18 protein-coding genes are annotated in these 21,162 nt (G+C 66.2%); 8 read left to right on the plus strand and 10 right to left on the minus strand.

The features are described from left to right. Positions 1 to 130: 130 nt before the first annotated feature. The 5 genes from LDB05_RS09125 to glpA all read right to left on the minus strand — a co-directional run bounded on the left by LDB05_RS09125 (position 131) and on the right by glpA (position 7,832). On the minus strand, positions 131 to 2,203 hold the full coding sequence (locus LDB05_RS09125; RefSeq protein WP_226007608.1) for a hypothetical protein: 2,073 nt from the start codon (positions 2,201 to 2,203) through the stop codon (positions 131 to 133). 65 nt (positions 2,204 to 2,268) lie between these two features. Next, positions 2,269 to 3,435 carry a Cdc6/Cdc18 family protein gene (locus LDB05_RS09130; RefSeq protein WP_226007609.1) on the minus strand — a complete coding sequence of 389 codons (1,167 nt, stop codon included), beginning with the start codon at positions 3,433 to 3,435 and terminating at the stop codon, positions 2,269 to 2,271. After that, complete coding sequence (locus LDB05_RS09135) at positions 3,435 to 4,766, minus strand: anaerobic glycerol-3-phosphate dehydrogenase subunit C (protein WP_226007610.1); 1,332 nt, start codon at positions 4,764 to 4,766, stop codon at positions 3,435 to 3,437. Before LDB05_RS09135 ends, LDB05_RS09130 begins: the two co-directional genes overlap by 1 nt. A 102-nt stretch (positions 4,767 to 4,868) precedes the next feature. Continuing rightward, a complete protein-coding gene (glpB, locus tag LDB05_RS09140; protein WP_226007611.1) occupies positions 4,869 to 6,158 on the minus strand; it encodes a glycerol-3-phosphate dehydrogenase subunit GlpB in 1,290 nt (429 codons plus the stop codon). Next, positions 6,159 to 7,832 (minus strand): anaerobic glycerol-3-phosphate dehydrogenase subunit GlpA, encoded by a 1,674-nt coding sequence (gene glpA, locus LDB05_RS09145; protein ID WP_226007612.1) that lies wholly within the window; start codon positions 7,830 to 7,832, stop codon positions 6,159 to 6,161. 294 nt (positions 7,833 to 8,126) lie between these two features. On the opposite strand from glpA, the gene glpK reads away from it, so the two are divergent. The 4 genes from glpK to LDB05_RS09165 all read left to right on the plus strand — a co-directional run bounded on the left by glpK (position 8,127) and on the right by LDB05_RS09165 (position 13,005). After that, complete coding sequence (gene glpK / locus LDB05_RS09150; protein ID WP_226007613.1) at positions 8,127 to 9,668, plus strand: glycerol kinase GlpK; 1,542 nt, start codon at positions 8,127 to 8,129, stop codon at positions 9,666 to 9,668. Positions 9,669 to 9,671: 3 nt separating this feature from the next. Continuing rightward, entirely contained in the window at positions 9,672 to 10,748 is a 1,077-nt protein-coding gene (locus tag LDB05_RS09155) for a DUF7973 family transport facilitator (RefSeq protein ID WP_226007614.1), read from the plus strand. Positions 10,749 to 10,996: 248 nt separating this feature from the next. After that, positions 10,997 to 12,235, plus strand: coding sequence for a cyclase family protein (locus tag LDB05_RS09160; RefSeq protein ID WP_226007615.1), 1,239 nt, complete (start codon positions 10,997 to 10,999; stop codon positions 12,233 to 12,235). Positions 12,236 to 12,318: 83 nt separating this feature from the next. Then, entirely contained in the window at positions 12,319 to 13,005 is a 687-nt protein-coding gene (locus LDB05_RS09165) for an HAD-IIB family hydrolase (protein ID WP_226007616.1), read from the plus strand. An 18-nt stretch (positions 13,006 to 13,023) separates the two neighbouring features. Here LDB05_RS09165 and LDB05_RS09170 read toward each other — a convergent pair whose 3' ends face one another. Together LDB05_RS09170 and LDB05_RS09175 are read right to left on the minus strand one after the other, a co-directional pair. Further along, complete coding sequence (locus LDB05_RS09170; protein ID WP_226007617.1) at positions 13,024 to 13,980, minus strand: hypothetical protein; 957 nt, start codon at positions 13,978 to 13,980, stop codon at positions 13,024 to 13,026. Between the two features lie 36 nt (positions 13,981 to 14,016). Next, positions 14,017 to 14,379, minus strand: a complete 363-nt coding sequence (locus LDB05_RS09175) for a hypothetical protein (protein ID WP_226007618.1) — start codon at positions 14,377 to 14,379, stop codon at positions 14,017 to 14,019. Positions 14,380 to 14,429: 50 nt separating this feature from the next. On the opposite strand from LDB05_RS09175, the gene LDB05_RS09180 reads away from it, so the two are divergent. The 4 genes from LDB05_RS09180 (at position 14,430) to LDB05_RS09195 (ending at position 16,952) form a co-directional block, all read left to right on the plus strand. Next, a complete protein-coding gene (locus tag LDB05_RS09180) occupies positions 14,430 to 14,576 on the plus strand; it encodes a hypothetical protein (RefSeq protein WP_226007619.1) in 147 nt (48 codons plus the stop codon). 61 nt (positions 14,577 to 14,637) lie between these two features. Further along, on the plus strand, positions 14,638 to 14,973 hold the full coding sequence (locus LDB05_RS09185; RefSeq protein ID WP_226007620.1) for a hypothetical protein: 336 nt from the start codon (positions 14,638 to 14,640) through the stop codon (positions 14,971 to 14,973). 76 nt (positions 14,974 to 15,049) lie between these two features. After that, positions 15,050 to 16,078, plus strand: a complete 1,029-nt coding sequence (gene twy1 / locus LDB05_RS09190) for a 4-demethylwyosine synthase TYW1 (RefSeq protein ID WP_226007621.1) — start codon at positions 15,050 to 15,052, stop codon at positions 16,076 to 16,078. 58 nt (positions 16,079 to 16,136) lie between these two features. Beyond that, on the plus strand, positions 16,137 to 16,952 hold the full coding sequence (locus LDB05_RS09195) for a DICT sensory domain-containing protein (RefSeq protein WP_226007622.1): 816 nt from the start codon (positions 16,137 to 16,139) through the stop codon (positions 16,950 to 16,952). 5 nt (positions 16,953 to 16,957) lie between these two features. Here LDB05_RS09195 and LDB05_RS09200 read toward each other — a convergent pair whose 3' ends face one another. From LDB05_RS09200 to LDB05_RS09210, 3 genes are all read right to left on the minus strand, one after another. Beyond that, entirely contained in the window at positions 16,958 to 18,403 is a 1,446-nt protein-coding gene (locus tag LDB05_RS09200; RefSeq protein ID WP_226007623.1) for an oligosaccharide flippase family protein, read from the minus strand. Positions 18,404 to 18,502: 99 nt separating this feature from the next. Beyond that, the gene (locus LDB05_RS09205) at positions 18,503 to 19,912 is read right to left on the minus strand and encodes a sulfatase-like hydrolase/transferase (protein WP_226007624.1); all 1,410 of its coding nucleotides are present in this window, start codon (positions 19,910 to 19,912) and stop codon (positions 18,503 to 18,505) included. 139 nt (positions 19,913 to 20,051) lie between these two features. Continuing rightward, positions 20,052 to 21,062 carry a polysaccharide pyruvyl transferase family protein gene (locus tag LDB05_RS09210; protein ID WP_226007625.1) on the minus strand — a complete coding sequence of 337 codons (1,011 nt, stop codon included), beginning with the start codon at positions 21,060 to 21,062 and terminating at the stop codon, positions 20,052 to 20,054. Positions 21,063 to 21,162: the final 100 nt, after the last annotated feature.

Raw genomic sequence — 21,162 nt, forward strand, 5'->3', positions numbered from 1 at the left:
GGATATCCGTTACTGAAGCAGCCCGAAACGCAGGCCATCGTCTACCGTGACGACGAATCTGCGACCCTCTCCGTACCCATAGGTTCAACCCCCAGTGGGGGAACCCCACGGCGTTCGCCGCGGGAGGCTGTCAGTCGAGTAACTGCGTCCCGATCCCGTCGTTCCAGTGGAGCGTTCCTTCGGACAGTACCGGCAACTCGGTCCACGTGAAATACTGCCGAAGCGGCTCCTCCATCACCCGAGAAACTGGAGTCCGACCCGGTGTGAGATGTCGATCCGCAACAGCATCGAGAGTCGAAGTAGTTGCCGTCCCTAATTTGAACTCCTTGGTTGAGTACGACTGGACCGAAAAGTCGAACTGCTCTCCGGTACGGGACTCGAACTCCACGAGCATCGGCGCACCTCCGTCGGACTGAGCGATGTCCGCCGATCCATCGCCGACGATGAGATACTGATCACCGAGCCCCGCGTTCGTTCTCGCGATCTCGAGTGCCCCCCGGAGCGGGAAGCCGCGGTTGAGCAGGCGAGCCATCGTCTCACCGGCTTCGACGGCGTTTTCGTTGATCACGTCGGCGTACGTGCTGACGCCGCCGAACGCTCCCTGTCGGGTGAGCGCGAGGCCCTGCTCGTAGGAGCGACAGGCGTTCAGGAAGAAGACGCCGACGTCGACCGACTCGAGGGTTCGAACGTCGAGATCGCCGTCGGAACAGCGGATACCGTCCTCGACCGCGTGGCCGATGTAGTGGAAGAAATCGTAGCCACCGTCGGTGAGCAGTTCGGCGAGCCGATCGCAGTCGACGCCGAACTCCGAGTGGATCTCGAACGGGAGGTCTTCCCGGTTGCCGTAGGCCCCGTCGAGGAGATCGTGCTCGTCGATCATGCGGACGTCGTTACAGACGAGCAGGATCTCGATCGATTCGCTCCGTTCGTCGTGGTCGAGCTGATTTCGATACGCCTCGATGGTCGCCTTCGACGCCTGCTGTGGAATACCGTCGCCGAACCAGGCGTGTTCGACGGCCTCGTCCGTGACCGACGGAACGACGAACGGCGCGCTTTCCGCAACCGGAGACGAAGAGCGGTAGGTCGTCGCGGAACGGACGAGCCCCGAACTCGGGTCCGGTTGCGGAACCGACTCGGGCGTCCGCCCGTGAGATTCGCGGACGATTCCGAGTTCGTTGACGACGAACGGCAACAACGTGGCGCTCTCCGGATCGGACGGAACGTGTGCGGTCAGCGGCCACCGCGGGACGTGTGGCTCGATCAGTTCGAACGGAACCTCGAGATACCGTTCCAGACGCTGGGGAAGCGGGCAGTCGTACGTGTCGGCGAGGTCGAACGGGAGGTCGTCCTCGAGTGCCGATCGTTCGAGGAGGTCGTACTGGAAGACCCCCTCCGTTCGAGTCAGGCAGTCGAGGAAGAAAAACCGCTTCAGGAGGGTTGCGATTTCGTCCTCGAGCGCGCGCTCGGTCCCCAGCGGATGCTCGAATCGCGGCGTCTCGAGCATCGGTCTGTCGCCCGGTCGAATCGTGGCTCCCAGAAAGAACGCGAGCGGAGCGGCCTGATACAGCGACGCGTAGTCCGGCGGCACGGTGAGCGTGCTGTCGCTCTCCGGTTCGTCGACGGCGTCGGGAACCTCGAGACGATCGCCGAGTTCGATCAGCGGCGGATGGCCGCGCAAGGTCGGCCACGTCCGCTCGGGTGAGGTCGTCTGCAGTGCGGACGGGAACGCGGAGACGGCACGCATCATCGATTCGACGTCGGGCGGCGTCGTAATCGTTCCAACGGGTCGGTCGTGTGGTGATCGCGCGCCGAGTTCGATTCTCGTCTCCCGATCGGTCGTTATCGTAATCGAGGTGACGCCGATGTCGATCGTTCCGGGCGCATCGATCCGACAGTAGAGTTTGATCGGCCCGCTCAATCCGACGAACTGGGTCCGATCCTCGAGTCGAGCCGTTTCACCGGCGTCGAACTTTCCTTCGGTTCGCCCGGTCTCGTCGTGGACGGTCACGGAGTACGGTTGCGTGACGGTGACCGTATCGGTCTCGAGTCGACAGGTCGAATCGACCGGAAAGCCGAAACTCTCCGCCCCGCTGGCGTCGAAGGAGAACGTCCCAGGTGTTTCGATCTGGAGGCGACGGTGTTCGATCGAGTCGTATACCTCGAGACCCGCCGCGTCCGCCATTGCTGTGAACTCGATCGTCATACCGGGTTAGACTACCGTAGGCCGGGGCCGACAAAATAGATTGCCCATCCGGGAACTGCCCGTGATCACAGCGACTGCGTTCCGGTCGACGTCAGCGATCGAAACGCGATCGTCGGGAATCGCGGTTCGACCGTACTCGGTTGGCGACCGCTGCCGGTATCGGTGGTCGGCAGCGGGACCCGTTCGATGATCCCTCGATCGGCGATTTCGTACAGGAACCGCTTGACGGTTCCGGCGGTCAACGACGACCGTTCGGCGATAGCGGCCGCGATCTCTCGAATCGGTCGATCGCCAGCACCGATCTCGACGAGTGCCAGAAGCACTCGTTGGCGGGTTTCTGACAGTGCCAGCGCGCGGCTCACGTGAACACCGTCGTCGGGGACGTCGTCCCGTGCGGTCTCGAGGTGGCGGGGCTCGATCCGATCGGCGTCGTCCTCCGTCGCGAGGACGGCCGCACCGAACAGGGCTGCGAGCGCGTCGTGTGCGTTCCCGTCCGCCCAATCGGCCAGGTCGCGAACGAGGCCGTGGTCGAGCACGCCCGCTGCCAGTCCCGTCGAGGCGCGGTCGGTCACGACGTCGACGAGTTCGTGATCGCGGTAGGCCGGAACGGTGACCGTGGGGCCCTCGTGGCCGTCGGGTTCTCGCTGGCCGACCGCGACGGTAGCGATGCGGTCCCCGACCGGTTCGAGCAAGTCACGGACCCGGGCGACGTCGAGCGTTTCGGGCTCGTCGTGATGGTCGATCGCGACGATCGCGCGTCGATCGGGCCGACCGAGCTGCTCGGTCAGACGGCTGCGCAAGTCGTCGGTGCCGACGCCGCTTTCCGGCACTCGGTCGGTCGAGATACTCGACAGGAGTGCCCGATAGAGGGAGAACGGACTCTCGACCTGTCGGCCGTCGACGGCCACGAACCACGTTACCGGGTCAGTGCTCCCGCCCCGCGTCGTCGTGGCGATAGTCCGATTCGAGCCGCCGAACTGCTCGTTCAACGCATCGAACAGCGCGGTCACGACGGCGGACGTCCCCGATCCGGCCGGTCCCACGACCGCGACCGGTGGCGGCAACTCGCCGCCGAAGACCGGTTCGAGCGTGTCGAGGAGTTGTTCCAGTACGGGGCCGCGACCGACCGGTTCCGGTCGGTGAACGACCGGACTGAGATGGTCGCGGTCGACGACGACGGTCCGACCTTGCCGCGCCGATCGGCGGCGAGCGATGCGCTCCTGTAAGTCCATTACTGGGAGTCTGCCTCCGTCGACCCGACGAGTGCCGCCTCGAGCACCTCGAGGGTGTGGGTGATCTCGTAGCCGGTGCCGTGTTCCATCTGCATCGAGCAGGTCGGACACTCCGTGAGACCCGTTTCGGCGTCCGCTTCCTCCATGTGGTCGAACATTTCGTCTCCGATTTTCATGGACGTCTCGTAGTTCTCCGCTTTCCAGCCATACGTGCCGGAAATCCCCGAACAGGAGTCGCCGACGTCCCGAGCTTCGACCCCGTCGATGGGAGCCAGCACTTCCATCGTCTGGCCGTCGAGCCCCTGATTCCGCGCGTGACACGGCGCGTGGTACGCGAAGTTCTCGAACTCGTCCCCGACGGAGGTCCCCTCGAGTTCGCCCTCGAGGTCCTCGTGGACGCGCAGGTACTCGACGGCGTCCCAGGTGTTCGCGGCGACCGCCTCGGTCCCCTCGAAGTCGAACAGTTCGGGGTACTCCTGGCGGAGCGACATCGAACAGGAGCTACAGGAGGCGACGATGTCCGCGCCGTCCTCGATGGCCGCACCGAGTTCTCGGACGTTCGTCTCTGCCGACCGGCGCGCGTCCTCGAGCATGCCGTTGGCGAACATCGGCGTCCCCGAGCAGTGCTGGTCGGGGACCATGATCTCGTAGCCGAGCTCCTCGTAGACGCGGACCAGTGCTTTCCCCACCTCGGGCGTGTTGTAGTTCGAGTAACAGCCGTGGAAGTAGGCGATGCGCTTGTCCTCGTTTTGGACTTGCGCGCCACCTCGCTTCGTCCACCACTCACGGAACGTCTCCGTCGCAAATTCGGGAAACTCCCGCTCCCCCGTAATGCCGAGGACCTTCTCGCCGAGCCACTGCGTCGCGGAGAGCCCCATCACGAAGTTCGTCGTCCGCGGGAACATCGATCCCAGCGGCGCGAGTCGGCGGTAGTTCGCGAGGATCCGGTTGCGAACGTACTCCCGCGAGAACTTGTCCATCTGCTCCTCGACGTACTCTCCTCGAGCCGTGTTGTGCATCTGTGAGAGGGGCACGTCGGAGGGGCAGGCGCTGTCACAGCGCATGCAGTTCGAGCACTTCATCACCGAGTCGTCGATGTCCTGATCGTCCTGGCGCTTGAGCCGCCACTGCTCCGGCCCCTGGAACTTCGGGCCGGGGAACTCGTCGTCGACCTCGGCGACGGGACAGTTGGTGTCGCAGGTCGAGCACTTGTAGCAGTCGTCCGCGCCCGGCCGGAGGTCCATGTCTTCGGCCTCCGGAAAGACCTGAATCGGCTCGAATTCGTCGTCGCCCGGTACCCCATCGTCGGTCGGCTGTTCTGCATCACTCATTGAAATAGTTCGGTCGGTCGCTGGTGGTTGCATCGCCCGTTCGACGTCGTTCCCGCGGCTGAAACTGATCGGTTCGGCCGCTCGAGTCGCTGCCGTCGTCTCTCATTCGCCGCCCTCCGCGCCGGCGCGCCGGCCGGCGACGTAGCCCGTCGCGAGCGAGACGCCGCTCCCGGACTTCTCCGCGGCGAAGTCGTAGCCGCCCAGCACCGCGCCCGCCGCGCGAAGGTTCGAGAATTCGGGCTCGTCGCCGGCGTCGAGGGGTCTGAGCTCCCGGTCGACCGGCAGCCCGAACCGGGCGTACGGTTGGTCGCCGAAGACGTCGTCGACGAACCACTCGTAGCGGTCGGAGGCGTGAGGGACGTGGCAGTCGAAGATCGGTTCGAACACCCGTTCGCGCTCGGACTCGACGCCCTTGCCGACCAGCCCGCCCGTCGCGAGCACGTACTGATCGGCTCGGTGGGGGACCTCGGCTCCGTGGCGGTCGACGACGACGCGGTCGATCCGAGTAGCGTCACCGTCGGTCTCGTAGTCGACTACGGGGACCCCCGTCGTCACCCGCACACCCGCCTCCTGGAGCGCGTCGTAGAGCAGGTCCTCGAGTCGCATCCCGGGCAGGCTCGGCGGCCCCATCGGGACCTCGAAGACGTCGACGCCGAGTCGATCACCGAGGTCGGCCCTGACCTCGGCTGCGTGGTCGTCGCCGAGGATCGCGGGGAACCCGACGCGGGTCTCGTCCTCGAGGTGGCCCCTCACAGTTTCAGCCAAAGCGTCGCGAGCCGTCGTCTCGCCCGCGGCCGTCGTCACGGCTTCGTCGTGGTCGAGCAGGTGTGCGTACCGCGTCACCTTCGCGTCGTCCCGGACGAGCCCGGGGAAGCGGACCGTGACCCCGCGAGCCGCGAAGGGTGCGCCCGCCGCCTCGAGGTGGGCCGCTGCCAGCGGCGCCTCGAAGTCCGGGAGCGTCTCGAAGCCGACCAGCAGCGTGTCGCGGTCGTCGCTCGCGAGTCCCTCGGCCGTCGAGGCGGGATACCGCGCGGTCGGCTTGACGGTGCCGCCGTGGGTCGGGACGAGCGCGTTCGCGTCGGTGTGTGCCCCGTCGTAGGCGTCACCCGCGATGTCGTCGAAGAACTCGAGCGCTTCGCGGACCGCCTCGCTTCCCACCCGCTCGTAGGGGTGGCCGTCGGGGAGCCCCTCGAGCGCGTCGAACGGATCGACGAGCGGTCCCTCGCCCGCCGGCGTGTATCCGAGGACGTCGATCAATCCGCTCGCGTGCCGGAGCGTGCTCTGCTTGTAGGAAACCAGCCGGACCTGTGCGCCTTCCTCCGCCGCGGCGAGCGCGGCGGTCGCGCCGGCGAGTCCGCCGCCGATGACGAGGACGTCGTCCTCGATGGCCATCTACCGCCCCCCTCCGTCGAAGGCCGCGAAATCGACCGCCGCCTCCGTACTCGCGGGATCTCGATCGCGGTTCATCGTCGTCGCGTGCAGCGCGTAGTTGAGCATCGCCTGCGAGAGCTGTTCGCCCCACAGGGCGTGGCGCTCGCCCTTCCAGCGCTCCTGAAAGAGTTCGTCGAGGGACGCACGGACCGTCTCCTCGTCGTAGGTCGGATGCAGCTCGTTGGCCATGTTCTGGCAACAGAAGCCGCCCTGACAGTTTCCCATCGACGCCCGCGTCCGGATCCGGACCGCATTCAGGTCCGATCCGGACTGGGAGACGGCGTCTCGAATCTCCGCCCGCGTTACGCCCTCGCACTGGCAGATCACGGGGTTCGCCTCGTCCGTCTCGAGCACCTCGCTCGCTCGGCTTCCCAGCCGTTGCTTGCTCCGGCGCGCCACCGGTGAGCGAAGCCCGAAGTCGTCCATCCCTTCCTCGAGCGTCTCCATATTCTCGCTCCCGGGCAGGGGTTCGTCCGCGGTCGCACAGGCGGCGTTTACGCCCAGCTTCTCGCAGACATGATCCGAAATTTCCTCGGCCATCGCGCGGTAGGTAGTGAACTTGCCGCCGACGATGCTGGACATGCCGGACACACCGTCGCGGTCGGCGTGATCGAGCAGGAAGAAGTCCCGCGTGATGTCGGTCGGATCCTGCGTCCCCGTCCCCGGCGGCTCGTAGAGGGGACGGACGCCCCAGAACGACCGGATCGTCCGGGCCTCCTCGAGGATCGGCACCAGTTCCGAGAGGGTGTCGATCATCTGGTCGACCTCCCACCCTTCCTCGGGGTAGTCGTCCGGATCCGACACTTCCTCGTCGGTCGTCCCGAGGATGGCGGTCGTCTCGTGGGGGACGACGATGTCGGCGTCGCCTTTCGGCCGGCAGCGGTTGATCACGGTGTCGACCTGCCGGACGTTCATGATCGTCATCACGCCCTTCGAGGGTCGGACCTCCACCTCGAGGTCGGCCATCGCACCGATCCGGCCGGCCCACGCGCCGGTCGCGTTGACGACGTACTCGGCGGTGATCTCCTCCGTCGTGCCCGGCGTCGCGTGGGTGCGCTTTCCCGGGCCGGACTCGTGGCGGACCTCGACCCCGTAGATGTCGTCGCCGTCGCGCAAGAGGTCGATCACTTCGGCGTGGGTTTCGACCCGCGCACCGTGGTTCTCGGCGTCGAGCGCGTTCGCGACGCAGAGCCGGAACGGGTCGACCGCGCCGTCGGGCACCTCGATCGCTCGCTTCACGTCCTCCGCGAGGTACGGTTCGACCTCGCGCGCTTCCGCCCCCGAGAGCACGCGGGCGGGGATCCCACACTCCCGACAGCCCTCGAGTTTCTCCCGAAAGTACTCGTCCGAGTCCTCGGGTCGCTGGACGAACAGCCCGCCGGTCTCCTCGACGCAGTGACCGGCGATATCCCGAAGGACCTCGTTTTCCTCGATACACTCCGTCGCGCTGGCCTGGTCGGAGACGGCGTATCGCCCGCCGCTGTGCAACAGGCCGTGCATCCGACCGGTCGTTCCGTCCGTGAGGTTCCCTCGTTCGACGAGCGTGACCTCGAGGCCGCGCATCGCCAGATCCCGGGCGATGCCACAGCCGGTCGAGCCGCCGCCGAGAACGAGGACCTCGGTATCGCGTACCATTCTGTCGTTGGACCCTACGGACAGCCCCACCTTTATTTTATCGGCGGTCAAACAACGGCCATAACAATCGACGGATTCGGAGAACTGTACTGGCGGTTCGCACTGTAATCGCCGGATGGCGTTCCAGTTCTATGGCGATATCGTCGGCTACAGCGCCCGAAATGCCACGTGCTCTGTCTTTCTTATGAAATCCGAATTATGGTTTTGAAAACATTTATAATGATCGTAGGTATTGTTTACCAGTAGCACGCTGCCGGCGGTAAAGACGGCGCGTGGGAGTACGGGTGACCACCTATGACAGACAATACCTACGTCGGTGCGGTCGACCAGGGAACGACGGGGACCCGCTTCATCGTGTTCGATCACGAGGGGCAGGTCGTCGCGAACGCCTACGAGAAACACGAACAGATCTACCCGGAACCGGGCTGGGTCGAGCACGACCCGATGGAGATCTGGGAGAACACCAAAGACGTCATTCAGCAGGCGCTCGGACAGGCGGGCGTTAGCCCCGACCAGCTCGAGGCCATCGGCGTAACCAACCAGCGAGAGACTACGCTGCTCTGGGACGCCGATTCGGGCCGCCCGGTCCACAACGCCATCGTCTGGCAGGACCGGCGGACGACAGACCGCGTCGAGCAACTCGAGGCGGACGATCTCGTCGAGACGATTCGCGACAAGACCGGGCTCGAGGCCGACGCCTACTTCTCGGCGACGAAAGCGGAATGGCTGCTCGACAACGCCGACCCGATCAAGCTGGAACGCTCCCGGCCCGAGGACATCCGCGACCGCGCGGAGAAGGGCGAAGTCCTCTTCGGCACCATCGACACGTGGCTGATCTACAACCTCACGGGCAACCACATCACCGAGGTCACGAACGCCTCGCGGACGATGCTGTACAACATCCACGACCTCGCATGGGACGACGAGCTCCTCGCGGAGTTCGACATCCCCAGGGAGATGTTGCCCGAGGTTCGCCCGTCCAGCGACGACGCGACGTACGGCTCGACCGATCCCGACGGCTTCCTCGAGAGCGAAGTTCCGGTCGCAGGCGCGCTGGGCGACCAGCAGGCGGCCCTGTTCGGCCAGACCTGTTTCGACGCCGGCGACGCGAAGAACACCTACGGCACCGGCTCCTTCTTCCTGATGAACACCGGGAACGAGGCCGTCGAGAGCGACCACGGGCTGCTGACGACGATCGGCTTCCAGCGCTCGGGCGAAGACGTGCAGTACGCGCTCGAGGGGTCGATCTTCATCACCGGCGCGGCGATCGAGTGGCTCGAGGACATGACGCTGATCGACGATCCCGCCCAGACGGCGGAACTGGCCCGCAGCGTCGACTCGACGGACGGCGTCTACGTCGTCCCCGCCTTCACCGGACTGGGTGCGCCCCACTGGGATCAGCGCGCACGCGGGACCATCGTCGGGATGACTCGCGGCACGCGGAAGGAACACGTTGTTCGCGCGACCCTCGAGTCGATCGCCTACCAGACGCGCGACGTCGCGGAGGCGATGGAGGCGGACTCGGGAATCGAGATGCGATCGCTGAAGGTCGACGGCGGGGCGGTCAAGAACAACTTCCTCTGTCAGCTCCAGTCCGACATCATCGGGTCGGACATCGTCCGCCCGGTCGTCGACGAGACGACGGCGCTGGGATCGGCCTACGCGGCCGGCCTCGCCGTCGGCTACTGGAGCAACCCAGACGAGCTGCGGAGCAACTGGCAGGTCGACGCGGAGTTCGAGCCGAAGATGGATCCCGGGAAGGCCGACCGGCGCTACGACCGCTGGAGCGACGCCGTCGAGCGATCGCGCGACTGGGCGCAGGACACGGAGGAATAATCCATGGTGCAGGTACTCCTCCAGGTTCCGGTCATCGGTATGGAGTTCGAGGCGTTCGCCGTCCTGTTCATCGCCGCGCTCGCCGGCGGCGCGTTCGGTGCAGCGCTCGGCGCGCTGCCCTCGTTCGTCTTCACGGGCTTCGTCGTCTTCCTCGGCGAAGGGATCGCGATCCTCCAGAACGAGATCGGGAGCGAGCTCGGCTCGATCGGGCCGGGAGATATCGCGACCGGTGTCACCGGCACGATCGGTTTCGGCGCGGTCACCGGTCCGCACATCGCCTTCGCCGGCGGCGTCGCCGCGACGGCCTACGCCGGCCGGAAGTATCCCGAAATGGAGCCCGACGACTGGGACTACCACTTCGGGAAGAACATCCTGTACGCGTTCGGGACCAAACCCGACATCCTCGCGGTCGGTGCGATCTTCGGCGTCGTCGGGATGCTCATCACTCGGATCATGGGTGGCATCGGCTTCCCGACGGACAACATCGCGCTCTCGGTCGTCGCGACGGCCTTCCTGGCCCGAATCGTCTTCGGCTACCCGCTCGTCGGCAAGGTCGGCGGCTCGAGCATCCTCGACATGACGCCCTTCGAGCGCGAGGAGAAACGCGTCGCAGCCGACGGCGGCACCGAGACCGGCCGGCTGGCGACCGAACCGTGGCTCCCCCACCAGTACAAGTGGTCCGGCGTGACCGCGATCGGCATCGTGGGCGGCATCCTCGGCGGCTTCATCTGGCTCGAGACGGGGAGCATCTTCCTGGGCTACGCGATTTCCGCGATGAGCCTGCTGTTCCTCAATCTCGGCGTCGAGAAGATCCCGGTCACGCACCACATCACACTCCTGGGTGCTGTGGGTGCGGTGATCGCGATGCCCGCCATCGGAAGCGAACCGGCCGCACTGCTCGTCGCCGGCGCGTTCGGCGCGATCAGCGGCCTCTTCGGTGAGGTGACCCAGCGGCTGTTCTACTCCCACTCCGGGACGCACGTGGACCCGCCGGCGATGGCGATCGCGCTGTTCATGTTCATCCTCGGTCTCCTCTATCTGGCCGGACTCCTGCCGAACGCCGGCTACCTCGGACTCTGAGAGGGAACCCGATTCAGTTCGGCTATTGTTTCACCGGATATACTTTTTCTCGACGAATACGATCCTGAGATCGTGTACGACAGTGCGAGCCTGCTCGATCGAGTAACCGGCATCACTGACGGTTCTGTCGGCCGTTATCGACGAACTCGAGTATGAGACCGATAAAAACGCACGGTAGCAATTCATCTCGTGAAACTGATGGGACCGTTTATCCCCCACTACTCAAACTAGTGTTATCGTATCACACGATGTCTGGACACGACCACGATCACGGGACCGATCCGAGCGACGAGTCGAGCGCCGACCGACGAAACTTCATGCGAGGTTGCGGAGCGGCCGCGGCGATGGCCGTGGCCGGACTGGGCGTCGACTCCGTCGCTGCGACGGAGGCGGATCTCGACGCGCTCCTCGACGATCTGCCGGACAACTGGGATCGATGGGGCGAGGACGACGAACTCGGCGCGCTCAACCTGCTGGGCAGCGAGGAGGCGTTCGCGGGAATGAAAGCGGCGATGCAGCGCGGTCCGACGGGGATCGAGCGGTTTACCCTCCAGACCCCGATGACCGGCGAGGCGATCGACGCCCTCGTGGGGGAGGGCGACGCGCCGACGACGGACACCGGCGATCCGATGTTCCCGGGCCGGACGCCGGCCCGTCGCGACAACGCTGCGGACGCGCGGACCGCCGAACCGTATCCGGGCGGCATGCAGTTCTCCGACGACCGGTTCGTCACGGAGTTCTTCCTCCACGGGACGACCCACATGGACGCCCTCGGTCACGGCTGGTACGGCGACGAGGTGTACAACGGCCGCGACGAGTCGGTCACGGCGGCCTCGAAGGAGTTCGACCACGCGGTCCCCGGCTGCGTAGACGGGGAAGCCGGCGAGGTGAACGAGACCCACGGCCACTCGGCCATCGACATCTCCCCGCTGGCCGACGCCGGCGTCGCGGGTCGCGGCGTGTTGCTCGACGTCGGCCGCGCGCGCGGCGACGACTGCGACCGGCTCCCGCTCGGCGCGGAAGTGACGCTCGAGGATCTCAGAGCAACGGCGAAGGCCCAGGGAGTCGAACTCCGGGAGCGAGATATCATCCTCCTCCGGACCGGATCGATCGAACGTGTCACCGACCCCGACACGGAGTGGGATCCGCTGAACGAGCCCGGACTGGTCTTCAGCGAGGACCTGATCCGCTGGGTCCACGACATGGAGATCCCGATGATCGGCGCGGACAACGTCGCCGTCGAGAAGGTGACCCAGTCCGTCGGCGACCACACGTTCGTACTCCCGCTGCACGGCGCGCTCCTGCGGGATCTGGGTGTGTCGCTCAACGAGATCCTGTGGCTCGAGGAGCTCGCGACACAGTGTGCCGACGACGGGATCTACGACTTCCTCCTGACCTCGGCACCGCTGCACGTCGAGCGGGCCACGGGCGGGCCGGTCAATCCCGTCGTGCTCAAGGCGACGAAACCGAAGAAGAAGCGGTCCTGATTGACGAAACCCAGTCAGTCGTACCGACGGGCGTCGGTCGGGCGATCCAACCGTTTTAGGTCACGGACCACCCACCTGCGGCTATGACCGCCGATCCGCCGCTCGTCCTCGACATCGACGGCACGCTGACCCGCCCGCAGGGCTGGGGTATCGATCCCCGCGTCTTCGACCCCCTCCGCGAGTGGGAGGCACCCGTCGTGGTCGCCACTGGGAAGGCGTTCCCCTATCCGGTCGCCCTCTGTCACTTCGTCGGGATTCCCGAACTCGTCGTCGCCGAAAACGGCGGCGTCGTCTACACCGGCGACGACGTCTTCTTCACCGCCGATCGGGAGGCCGCTCGGGCCGTCACCGAGGAGTACCGCGCCGCCGGCTACGACCTCGGTTGGGGCCCCGAGGACACGGTCAATCGCTGGCGCGAAACCGAGATCGCCGTCAACCTCGAGCAACCGATCGATCCGCTGCGCGAGATCGCAGCGACCCACGGCCTCGAGGTGATCGACACCGGCTACGCCTACCACGTCAAAGACGCGGACCCGAACAAGGGCGAGGGAATCGAGACGATCGCCGACCACGTCGACGTCGACCTCGCGGACTGCGTCGCCGTCGGCGACTCGATCAACGACGTCTCGACGTTCGAGGCCGTCGGTCGGAGCTTCGCCGTCGCCAACGCCGACGAGGCCGCGAAAGCGGCCGCCGACGAAGTGCTCGAGGAGGTCCACGCCGACGGGACGCTCGCCGTGCTCGAGCGGGTCCGAAACGGTGGGGCGTAACTGGACGACACTGTCTCGCTACTCGCCGCTCTCGAGGACGTCGTCGGCCCATTGCTCGGGGACCAGTCGCACCTGTCCGTCCGCCTGCAGCGAGTCCGACGTGACGAACACGATGTCGTCGCCGCCGGCGACCGCCATCCCGCCTCCGGCGACGATATCCCAGTGGTCCAACACGGCGTCGGGGATGGTCAGCGTTCGATCGCCGTCGATCTCGCTGCTGGCGACGTATTGCATTTCGTCGCCATCCCGCATCAGATCGAATTCCTGCGAGGCGAAGACGGCGTCGTCACCGTCGCGAATCCCCCAGAACGCCTCCGAATTGAGCGACAGGATATTCCGATTGAAGGCACGCTGTGGGACCGGGACTTCGCTGCTGTGTTCGTCGAACGCCGCCGCCCCCAGCCGCTCGTAGGGTTCGGGTTCGGGTTCGGCCTCCTCGGGCTCGCTCGAAGCGCCGAGGGACTCCTCGTCGAGGCCGCTCGCCACGACGTCCGACGGGTCGATCGCCGTCGCATCGACGTCGCTGTCGGGTTCGGGACTCGAGCCGGCGTCCTCGATGTCGATCGAGCGTCCGGCGACCCGCTGTGCCTCCTCACCGCTCGCGCCCTGACTGCGGCTGTCTCGCTCCTCGATGTCGTCGAGGTCCGGGCCGGTACTGACGACGTCCGTCTGGTCGACGGCAGTCCGATCATCCCCGCGGGTCCCTGACGACCGCCGCTGGGCGAGTGCGATCGCAACGAGTACACCGCCCAGTGAAACGTGCCCGAAGGCACGCTCGGGATCGCCCCGGCGGAACGCTCGGACGCCCTGGAAGAAGCTCACACCGCCGACGGTGCCGGCCGGGATACCGGATTCGACGACGCCGCGGACGTATCGTATCGTCCGCGAGACGTACTCGGGTCCGGTCCTCGGTTCATGTTGTTCGGTCCCGACACCGGCCGCAGCATCAGTTTCAGTCGTCTCTTTTTGAGTCATACGAGTAGTGGTTGGACGGTCGAATAGACGGTGCGATTAGTTCCCGGCGCTCGAGTCGCCCTCGCCCGTACTGTCGGTGAACTCGTCTGTTTCCTCCTCGGCCGACGACTGGACGTCGTCCATGTCGAAGGCGGAGCCGACTTCCTCCTCGTCGATCGCTCGATCGAGGGTTCCCTTGTCGGTCACCGCGCCCAGCCCCTTCTCCTCGACTGCGGACTGGATTTCGCCGGCGTTGATGGCCGAATCGACCGTCCCGTCGTTCGCCGACGACTTGAGGGCTCGCCGGACGATCAGGTACCCCGCCAGCGCCGCTCCGCCGGAGGCGACCGCACCCGGAACGCCGTAGCGTTTGTAGCCGAACGTGACCGCTTTCTTGCCGATGGTGTAGGCTCCGATCATACCCGACGGTTGGACGGGAACGGGCATGAGGGCGAGGCTTTCGTAGGGAAGTGAGCGGCCGAGAGAAGACGAGACGGCTCGAGGGCACCGCCGCGTTCGATCCGCGTCGAACCGGGGCCGCGCTCGTCGAAACCGGTCCCGAACGCGGTTCCGCCGTTCTGCCGTTCCGTATCGGTCGGCGGTCGCCGGTCGTGTGAGTCGCCGCGACCGACACGGGAACCGCTACACTGACTTGGGGCCGGCAGTATACTTCGATACATGGTTTCGCTGCAGGTGATCGCCGTCGCCGTCGTCGGGTTCGCGATCGTCCTCGGGGGTGCCGTCGCCGTCTATCGGGACGCGACTCGCGTCGGAGTCTCGAGGCCGGCGCTGTGGGCCGGGTTCGTGATCGTCACTTCCGGAAGCGGGCTCGCCACGTATCTGGGCCCCCCGGACGTGCCGATCCCCGGCTTACTCGTGATCGTGATCGCGGGCCCGGCCCTCTACCTCTTCGAACGCGACGACGTGAAACACGGCGACGAACCCGCCGATCCCCACGCGCTCCCTGACGGCCCCGGTGGCGAGTCCTCGAGCGAGGGGCGACCCGACGAGTAGCCGGTCCGGACACCACACGAGTGACCGGTCGGGACACCGCACACCTTTTGACTGCGCCCGTGCAACGACTGGCAACATGAGCGACTCCGCGAATCCCGGGCGCGACGGAGCGAGCGGCGACGCCGCCGATGACGACGGCGGCGGGCCGGCACAGGTCTCGAGTCCGGACTACCACAGCGAGAACCACACGGCCGCCCAGACCTGCGGCTGGACGGCCAACGCCATGCGCGGCGAGGGGAAGTGTTACAAGAACATTTTCTACGGGATCGAGTCCCACCGCTGCATCCAGATGACGCCGGTCGTCCGCTGTAACGAGCGCTGTGTCTTCTGCTGGCGCGATCACAAGGGCCACTCCTACGAGATGGACGACGTCCAGTGGGACGACCCCGAAGCGGTCGTCGACGCCTCCATCAAACTCCAGAAGAAGCTCCTCTCGGGCTTCGGCGGCAACGAGGAGGTTCCCCGGGAGGTGTTCGAACAGGCCATGGAACCCCGCCACGTCGCCATCTCGCTGGACGGCGAGCCGACGCTGTACCCCTACCTTCCCGAACTCATCGAGGCCTTCCACGACCGCGACATCACTACCTTCCTCGTCTCGAACGGCACCCGCCCGGAGATGCTCCGGGACTGCGACCCGACCCAGCTCTACGTCAGCGTCGACGCCCCCGAGCGCCACACCTTCGACGAGGTCGTCGGCGCGATGGAGGACGACGCCTGGGAGAACCTCCTCGAGACGATGCACGTCCTCGCCGAGAAAGAGGACACTCGCACCGTGCTTCGCACCACGCTCGTCAAGGGCGAGAACATGCGGAATCCCGACTGGTACGCCGGGTTCTACCAGCAGGCGGATCCGGACTTCATCGAACTGAAGGCGTACATGCACGTCGGCCACTCGCGGGGCCGCCTCGATCGGACCGCGATGCCCGACCACGAGGAGGTCGTTGAGTTCGCCGAGGACGTTCGGGAACACATGCCCGAGTTCGAGGAAGTGATGGGCGTGCCGGCCTCCCGCGTAGCCCTCATCTCGAAGACCAGCGACACGTGGGTTCCGAAGCTGCAGAAGGGGAGCGAGTTCTGGGAGCGCGATCCGGTCACGGGCGACTGAGTACTCGAGCCGTGAGTCGGCGAGAACATTTACGTGCCGAACCGAAGAACCTCTTCAGGTGACCCTCCGATCGTTCATCGACGACGTCGGCTCGCACGACCGGCGGATCGCCGTGGTCAACGACGATACGACGGGGCCCCTCGAGCAGATGCTCGTCGATACCTTCGAGAACCAGCCGATCGACGTCGAGTCGGGCGTGACGATCCCGTCCGGTTCGGATCTGGATCCCGAAATCGACGCCGCGCTCGAGTCGGAGGGGGATACCGCTCTCCTCTTCGAGGGCGGCACACCGGTCGCCGCCTCGCCGATGCTCGAGTTGTACGACTCCATCCTCGCGATCAACTCCGATCTGTTCGTCACCGGCGCACGCGGCGTCGGCGAGATCGAACTCCCGGACGTCCTCGCGAACCTCGACGAGACGCGACTGCAACTCTGTGGCTATCCGCTATCGGATAAGGAGAAACTCCTCCTGATACTCGTCTCGCGGTACATCGAACAACGCGCCTGGACGGCCGGGAGCGGGACGCTCAGATCGGCGTTCCAGCGGCTCTCGCGCATCGGCGACGAGATCGGGACTCGAGAGGTCTACGCCGAAATAGCGGAGACAGACGTCGATACGCACGTCTACGGGATCGACGACGGCACGACGGTAGATCTCGACGTCACGATCCACACTGGAACGAGCGAGGAGTACCGCGACGGCTGGTTCGTCGTCTACCAACCGGACGACGCCGCGACATCCGCCGAGGACCCGATCAGCGACCCCATCGCGCTTGTCTGCCTCGAGACCGAACCGCGCATCTGGGACGGCTTCTGGACGTACGATCCCGACCGCGTCGCCGCGATCGGGGACTATATCGACCGAGAGCTGTAGCCCGCTCACCACAGCTCGAGTCGCGAACTGCGGACGACGCCCCTGATCGTGACGCGGAGTTTTCGGCTGATAGCCGCCAGCGTGAGGCCGTACACCGCCGCACCCAGCGCGACGATCGCGAGGAGCTGATACCAGTGGTCGATGGTGGCAGCGCGCTCCAGCGGGACGATGACCGCGAACATCACGAGCCCGGCCGCGAGCTGTTCGCCGAGCGTCCGCGGGAACAGGACGACCGTCGACAGCTCGCGTTTGACAACGACGGCGGAGAGAGCGTAGCGGAGGGTTTCCGCGACGACCGTCGCGACGACGACGCCGATCGCGCCGTAGGCGAGCGTCAGCGCGACGCCGAGGGCGACGTTGATCGCTAGCGTGAGCGCCGAGATCCGCGTGTTGATGTCCGGCCGGTCGATCCCGTAGAGCACGCTCGTGAGCACGCCGGCCTGGGTCTTCGCGATCTGGTACGCCGCGAGTCCGACGAGGAGCGTCGCGGCGGCGGCGTACTCCGACCCGAAGAGCGTCACGACGAGTCGTTCCGGCATCGCGACGGCCCCGAAGAACATCGGGATCGCGATGATGCTCGTAAACGAGAGTGTGTTCGAGACGTCGGTCCCGAGCGTCTCGCCCTCGCTGTGACGGCGGCTCACGCGAGCCATCAGCCCGCTCGAGGCGGCCATCGTCACGAACGTCGCCGGGACCGTGAGTTTGAGCGCGACTTCGTAATGGCCGGCGGCGGCGGGTGCAAGCAGGTAGCCGAGCAGGATGATGTCGAAGCGGTCGTAGGCCTGCCCGAGAAACGAGTTCGGAATGCTGTATCTGGCGTACGACCAGAGGTTCGCGACGGTCTCCCGGGTCGGAGCGACCGGCCGCGTTCGAATGAAGTACCAGAGGACCGGAACCGTCAGGAACGTCGCGGCGGCGAGGCCGTACGCCATTCCCGCCGCGCCGAACCCGAGCACGATCAGGCCCAGCTGGATCGGGAAGGTGAGCACCGATCGAAGCGTGTCGGTCCACATCGAGGCCCCGACGCGGCCGCGCGCCTGGACGATCAGATCGAGCGGTTCGAAGAGCGTGACCGCGAACAGCAAGAGGACGAACAGTATCGGCGCTTCGGGGAGCCCCGTGTAGGAGACGAGCCGGCTCGACGCGACGACAGCCGCGGCGACGGCGAGTGCCATCCACACCAGCGTGAACAGGCCCTGGCTGCCGATCAGCTCTCCCGACGGGGCGTCGGCTTCCGAGTAGCGTTTTTTGACCGCCGTTCCCCACCCGTTGACCGCCCGGTCCGCGATCTTCACCAGCGAGAAGAGGAGGTAGTAGCCGCCGAACCCGGTCGGCCCGAGCGCCCGCGCGAAGACGATCGTTCCGAGGAACCCGATCGCGGCCATCGTGAACTTCGCGGCCGTCGCCTTGACCGTCTCGCCGCCGAGACTGACCGACGTCGCATCACTCATCGCTGCCGGGGATCCGTTCGAACTCGTTCAGCCCGCCGCACCGACGATGGTCGGCCAGACCCGTCGCCGGCCGGTCGATCGCTCGGGTCGATACCACCGTCACAGATACCCCAGCTCCTCGAGCTGAGATTCGAGCCCGGAGAGATCCGCCTCTGAGAGCCCCTCGCGCCGCTCGAGGTCGGCGACCTGTCGATCCAGCTCCGACTCGAGGGCCGCCGGATCGCAGTCGCCGATCGTCCGGTTCTCGGTCAGATCTTCGAAGTAGTAACAGTCGGCCGTCGCGAGCCCGTGCCGTTCGGTATCGACCGGGGCGACCTCGTAGCCGTCCTCCTCGAGCGAGAGCCGCCGCCGTCTGGAGATCCCGTGAAACTCCGCGAGCGCGTTCGATCGCGGCCCCAGCGCGGGCGGGTCCCTCGAGAGTAGCGGTCGGAACGATTCGCCGCGACGACGGTCCGTCTCGATACCGGCGAGGTCGAGCAGCGTCGCGTAGACGTCGAGGTGGTTCACGAGGGCGTCCCGCGTCGCTCGCTCCCCGTTCGCATCGGGCGTCCGATGGTCGGCGCGCGGTCCGGGTGCGGAGACGACGAGCGGGACCCTCATGACGGGCGGGTAGAGCCCGCTGCCGTGTTCCCACGCGCCGTACTCGCCGAGGGCTTCGCCGTGATCGGCCAGCGTGACGACGTAGTCGAACTCGGCGGCGAGTTCCCCGTAGATGTCGCGGTAGATGTCCGACAGATACCGCACGGCGTCGTCGTACGCGGTCGCGATCCGCGCCGGATCGTACGGCGGCTCCTCGAGCGTGGCTTTCACGCCGTCGAAATGCGGGGGGTCCTCGTCTGGATAGGTGCGGTACTCGTCCGGCGGGTCGTACGGCCGGTGGGCCTCCATGAGGTTCGCAAAGAGGAACTCGCGCTCGCGGTTCCACGACCGGTCGCGGACGTACTCGAGCAGTTCCGCCGCGCCGTCGTCGCGGTGGCGTCCCTTGAGCCCCATATCTCGGAGCTTCATCAGGGCCCCCTGTTTCAGCGATTGGGTCGTGTCGCAGTCGCCGTCGACACACCGCCAGACGGCCCGGAGGTACCGCTCCGGCCCCGCGGACTGCTGGTCGGCGATGAAGGCGTCCCAGTCGAAGACGTTCTCGCCGAGGCCGCGGAGCCGCCAGCCGCCGTCGAACTCGTCGAACCCGTGGTGCCAGCCCAGCCGCTCCGAGATGTTAACGTTACAGCTGAACGCGCGCGTCCGATAGCCGCGGTCGCGGAGGAGTTCGGGGAGGCGAGTCGTGTGTCGGTCGAAGTCCTGCGATTTGATCGTCACGCCGGCTTCGCTCGCGTAGCGGCCGGTGAACAAGGAAGCGTGAGCCGGTGCCGTCCAGTGGCTCGTGCTCCACGCGTTCGTGAACTGCACGCCCGGTAGCCAGTCGAAGTGCTCGTCAAACGAATCCGCTCGCAGCGTATCGAGCACGACGAGGGCGATGGATGGGTCGTCTCCCATGATCGCGGTTCCGCTCATCCTACCAGACCCCTCACAAAGAACCTGCCCCCGGCAGTAGAACGGATAGCGGTACCGTCGGTCGGTTCCGGCCGCGAGGGTACCGTTTCGACTCGGAGCGTCACCGAGGCCGATATCGACCGCCGGTTCCCGATCATCCTTACAGCACCGTTGCGATCCCTTCTTCGAGCGCCTCGACCTGTGCGTCCTTCTCGCGCTCGAGGGCGTCCATATCGAACCGGACCGGCTCGCTCGTGACGTCGCCGTCGATCGGAACACGGTCGAACAGGTTCGCTCGCGGCGTCTCGAAGTAGAACTGCGCCCTGTTGCCGTAGGTCAGGGCCGGGAGACAGGCGTGGATCCGGTCTGACCGCACCACCTCCGCGTTGGCGTAGAGGAAGAGGTAATCGGTCACGAGATCGGAGACGAAGGCGTTTTCGGCCTCGAACAGCGGCGTCTCGAGGCCCACCAGTTCCCGCGCCCGTTCGCCGACCGGGAAGTGGAACGGTTCGTCGAAGGGGGCGTGATCGGGTCGGATGACCGTCCGCGAGCTCCCGATGTCGGGCTCCTCTCCTTTGTCGAACGTGTGGACGTCGAACGGCCGATTCGCCTCGGGCGGCTGGTGGCGGTCGCCCAGAAACAGCGAGCAGTCGATGCCGTCGTACAGGTATTCGACGAGGTCGCCATACTCCTCGTAGGCGGTTCGATCTCGCGTGAGCAGGACGTCGATGTCGAGCGCGTCGAACACGGCCTCGACGTACCGGCGCTCGTCCTCGTCGTACTTCTCGCCGCCCCCGCCGACGACGACGATCGGAACGTCCCGCTCCCTGAGTTGACGGAGCGTGTCGAAGTACTTCCGGAACGTCGGTCTGGAGAGGACACAGCCCGGGAGGACGGCCAGATCGGCGTCGATCAGCTCGCTTATATTCACCGTGTTCCGTCGAAGCGGGTGCGTCGGCGATTCGTAGGTGGATCGATCGTAGCCCGTCATCCGCGCGAGCTTCCGGGTGCCGCCCCACAGCGCCGCGGTGTCCGACGCGTGGTTGGGATAGCCGCCCGTTTCGACGATCTCCGCGTCGGGGAAGGCTTTCTCGAGCATCGCCCTCGCCCCGTAGTCGATGAAGCCGTTCCCGATGTTCGTCGTCCACGTCCGCAGAAGCAGGATTCGCATTGCGGACCCCTCCACCGGAACCGGTGATAATTATGGAGGGGCTACACCCCGCTATCGTCCCGTTTCGACGCCTGAGACGAGTTCGAACGGGACGCTAAGG

It is taken from the genome of Natrinema salinisoli (genome assembly GCF_020405205.1).
Lineage (GTDB): Archaea > Halobacteriota > Halobacteria > Halobacteriales > Natrialbaceae > Natrinema > Natrinema salinisoli.

What these genes read in the sequence shown, in the direction of transcription:
- LDB05_RS09125 (WP_226007608.1), bottom strand. Translation starts at nt 2,203, where the DNA reads ATGACGATCGAGTTCACAGCAATGGCGGACGCGGCGGGTCTCGAGGTA.
- LDB05_RS09130 (WP_226007609.1), bottom strand. Translation starts at nt 3,435, where the DNA reads ATGGACTTACAGGAGCGCATCGCTCGCCGCCGATCGGCGCGGCAAGGT.
- LDB05_RS09135 (WP_226007610.1), bottom strand. Translation starts at nt 4,766, where the DNA reads ATGAGTGATGCAGAACAGCCGACCGACGATGGGGTACCGGGCGACGAC.
- glpB (WP_226007611.1), bottom strand. Translation starts at nt 6,158, where the DNA reads ATGGCCATCGAGGACGACGTCCTCGTCATCGGCGGCGGACTCGCCGGC.
- glpA (WP_226007612.1), bottom strand. Translation starts at nt 7,832, where the DNA reads ATGGTACGCGATACCGAGGTCCTCGTTCTCGGCGGCGGCTCGACCGGC.
- glpK (WP_226007613.1), top strand. Translation starts at nt 8,127, where the DNA reads ATGACAGACAATACCTACGTCGGTGCGGTCGACCAGGGAACGACGGGG.
- LDB05_RS09155 (WP_226007614.1), top strand. Translation starts at nt 9,672, where the DNA reads ATGGTGCAGGTACTCCTCCAGGTTCCGGTCATCGGTATGGAGTTCGAG.
- LDB05_RS09160 (WP_226007615.1), top strand. Translation starts at nt 10,997, where the DNA reads ATGTCTGGACACGACCACGATCACGGGACCGATCCGAGCGACGAGTCG.
- LDB05_RS09165 (WP_226007616.1), top strand. Translation starts at nt 12,319, where the DNA reads ATGACCGCCGATCCGCCGCTCGTCCTCGACATCGACGGCACGCTGACC.
- LDB05_RS09170 (WP_226007617.1), bottom strand. Translation starts at nt 13,980, where the DNA reads ATGACTCAAAAAGAGACGACTGAAACTGATGCTGCGGCCGGTGTCGGG.
- LDB05_RS09175 (WP_226007618.1), bottom strand. Translation starts at nt 14,379, where the DNA reads ATGATCGGAGCCTACACCATCGGCAAGAAAGCGGTCACGTTCGGCTAC.
- LDB05_RS09185 (WP_226007620.1), top strand. Translation starts at nt 14,638, where the DNA reads ATGGTTTCGCTGCAGGTGATCGCCGTCGCCGTCGTCGGGTTCGCGATC.
- twy1 (WP_226007621.1), top strand. Translation starts at nt 15,050, where the DNA reads ATGAGCGACTCCGCGAATCCCGGGCGCGACGGAGCGAGCGGCGACGCC.
- LDB05_RS09200 (WP_226007623.1), bottom strand. Translation starts at nt 18,403, where the DNA reads ATGAGTGATGCGACGTCGGTCAGTCTCGGCGGCGAGACGGTCAAGGCG.
- LDB05_RS09205 (WP_226007624.1), bottom strand. Translation starts at nt 19,912, where the DNA reads ATGAGCGGAACCGCGATCATGGGAGACGACCCATCCATCGCCCTCGTC.
- LDB05_RS09210 (WP_226007625.1), bottom strand. Translation starts at nt 21,062, where the DNA reads ATGCGAATCCTGCTTCTGCGGACGTGGACGACGAACATCGGGAACGGC.